Raw genomic sequence first — 2,169 nt, 5'->3', positions numbered from 1 at the left:
CGCTCCTCGGCCGGGCGGCCGACGACGCCGGACTCGCCCCGCGCGCCGAACTGCCCCGCGACGTCGAGGTCGTGCGCCGCAGCGGCGAGTCGGGCACCTTCCTCTTCGTAATCAACCACACCGCCGGCGACACCAAGGTGCCGCTGGCCTCGCCCGGCACCGAGCTGCTGACGGGCGAACGCGCCGCGGGCCGCCTGGCGGTCCCGGCGGGAGCCGTCCGGGTCGTACGACTCGACGGCTGAGCCGACTCCCCTCCGCCCGCGTGAGCCGTGGGAGCCGCGGGCGGAGGGGGCCTCCTCCGGCCCACCGCGGGAGGAGTCTCTCCCCAGTTACGTCGAAGGGACGACGGACGATGAAGTTCCATCCCAGACGCACCATCACCGCCCTGCTGCCGCCGCTCGCGGCCGGGCTCGCCCTCACCGCCCTGCCCGCCCAGACCGCCCAGGCCGCGAGCACGCTGACCAACGGCGGCTTCGAATCCGACGGCGCGGGCGTGGCCGTGCCCGCCGGCTGGTCCGAATACGGCGACACCGGCGCCTCCTACACCGAGGCCGGCGGCCACGCCGGGAGCTACCGCCTCAGCCACTACTCGGCGTCCGCCTACAAGGTGGAGACCTACCAGTACCTGTCCGGGCTCGCCAACGGCAACTACAAGCTGACCGCGTGGGTGCGGTCCAGCGGTGGACAGAAGGCCGCGTACATAGCGCTCAAGAACTGCGGAGGCGCCGAGCAGCGCACGGATCTGCCGATCTCGTCCAGTGGATGGATCCGGATCGTCACGCCGGTCAATGTGACCAACAACCAGTGCACCATCAGCATCAACAGTGACGCGAACGCGGGCAACTGGATCAATGTCGACGATCTGACCCTCACCTCCGGCACCACCGGCACCTCCATCCATGGCGCCGACATCTCCTCCCTCGCCAAGAGCGAGGCCAAGGGCGGCGTCTACCGGACGAGTTCGGGCACCGCCGGCGACGCCCTGCCCATCCTCAAGTCGTACGGCATGAACTACGCGCGCCTGAAGGTGTGGGTGAACCCCGCCGACGGCTTCAACGACAAGGCGCACGTCCTGGCGATGGCCAAGCGCGTCAAGGCGCAGGGCATGAACCTGCTGGTCGACTTCCACTACTCGGACACCTGGGCCGATCCGGGCGCCCAGACGAAGCCGGCCGCGTGGTCGGGCCACACATACAGTCAACTCAAGACCGACGTGTACAACCACACGTACGACGTGTTGAACGCCTTGAAGGCTCAAGGCACCACCGCCGACATGGTCCAGGTGGGCAATGAGATCAATGGCGGCATGCTGTGGTCCGAGGGATCAACGGACAACTGGACCCAGCTCGCCGGGTTGATCAACTCCGGCTACAGCGCCGTCAAGGCGGTCAACCCGTCCACCCTCGTCGCGCTGCACCTCGCCAAGGGCGGGGACAAGGCCGGCACCGAGTGGTGGTTCGACAACGCGGTGGCCAACGGCGTCAAGTTCGACGTGATCGGCCTGTCCTACTACGGCTACTGGCACGGCGCGCTCTCCGACTTCCAGACCACCCTGGACGACGCGGCCGCCCGCTACGGCAAGCCGGTGTTCGTCGCCGAGACGGCCTATCCCTTCCGGCTCGACAGCGACGACGCGCTCACCAACCAGATCGACACCACCGGCGAACTCGTTCCCGGCTACCCGGCGACCGTGGCCGGCCAGACCAAGTGGCTGAACGACGTGGCGAGCATCGTGGAGGCCGTCCCGAACGGCCGCGGTCTCGGCGTCTTCTACTGGGAGGCCACCTGGACCGCCGTCCCCGGCAACGGCTGGGACCCGGCGGACGCCGCCTCCGGCAACGGCTGGGAGAACCAGGCCCTGTTCGGTTACGACGACAAGGCGCTCTCCTCCATGACGTGGTTCGGCCACCGCTGAGCCACCGGCACGGGGCCCGGTCGCGGCGCGGCGACCGGGCCCCCGCCACGGGCCTGGGGCGTTACACCCCTCCCCGGGAACGGGGCCGTTCCTTACCGGACAACGGCCGCCGAGTCCCGGACGCGGCGGCGTCGCCCGGGCCACAGTGGGAACACTGCGTACGAGGAGGCCGGGGACGGGAGGCGGACGGATGACGGTGACTTCGCCGGGGACTCCCACGGGCCGGATACGGCAGACCATCCTGGAGTGGCTCA

At 69.8% G+C, this 2,169-nt stretch carries 2 protein-coding genes; both read left to right on the top strand.

The features are described 5' to 3' along the window. On the top strand, positions 1–242 hold a 242-nt coding region (locus tag H5J33_RS32255; protein WP_181798275.1), incomplete at its 5' end, for a Beta-galactosidase C-terminal domain. Positions 243–352: 110 nt separating this feature from the next. Then, positions 353–1,915 carry an arabinogalactan endo-1,4-beta-galactosidase gene (locus H5J33_RS32250; RefSeq protein ID WP_181798274.1) on the top strand — a complete coding sequence of 521 codons (1,563 nt, stop codon included), beginning with the start codon at positions 353–355 and terminating at the stop codon, positions 1,913–1,915. The last annotated feature ends 254 nt before the right edge of the window (positions 1,916–2,169 follow it).

Origin of the sequence: Streptomyces sp. WELS2 (assembly GCF_013870595.1) — a bacterium.
Classification (GTDB): domain Bacteria; phylum Actinomycetota; class Actinomycetes; order Streptomycetales; family Streptomycetaceae; genus Streptomyces.
Note: the sequence above shows the minus strand (reverse complement) of the source record. Positions and strands in the feature narration are given on the sequence as shown.

Excerpts from the sequence above, each read along its gene's own strand:
- H5J33_RS32250 (WP_181798274.1), top strand. The coding sequence starts at position 353 with ATGAAGTTCCATCCCAGACGCACCATCACCGCCCTGCTGCCGCCGCTC.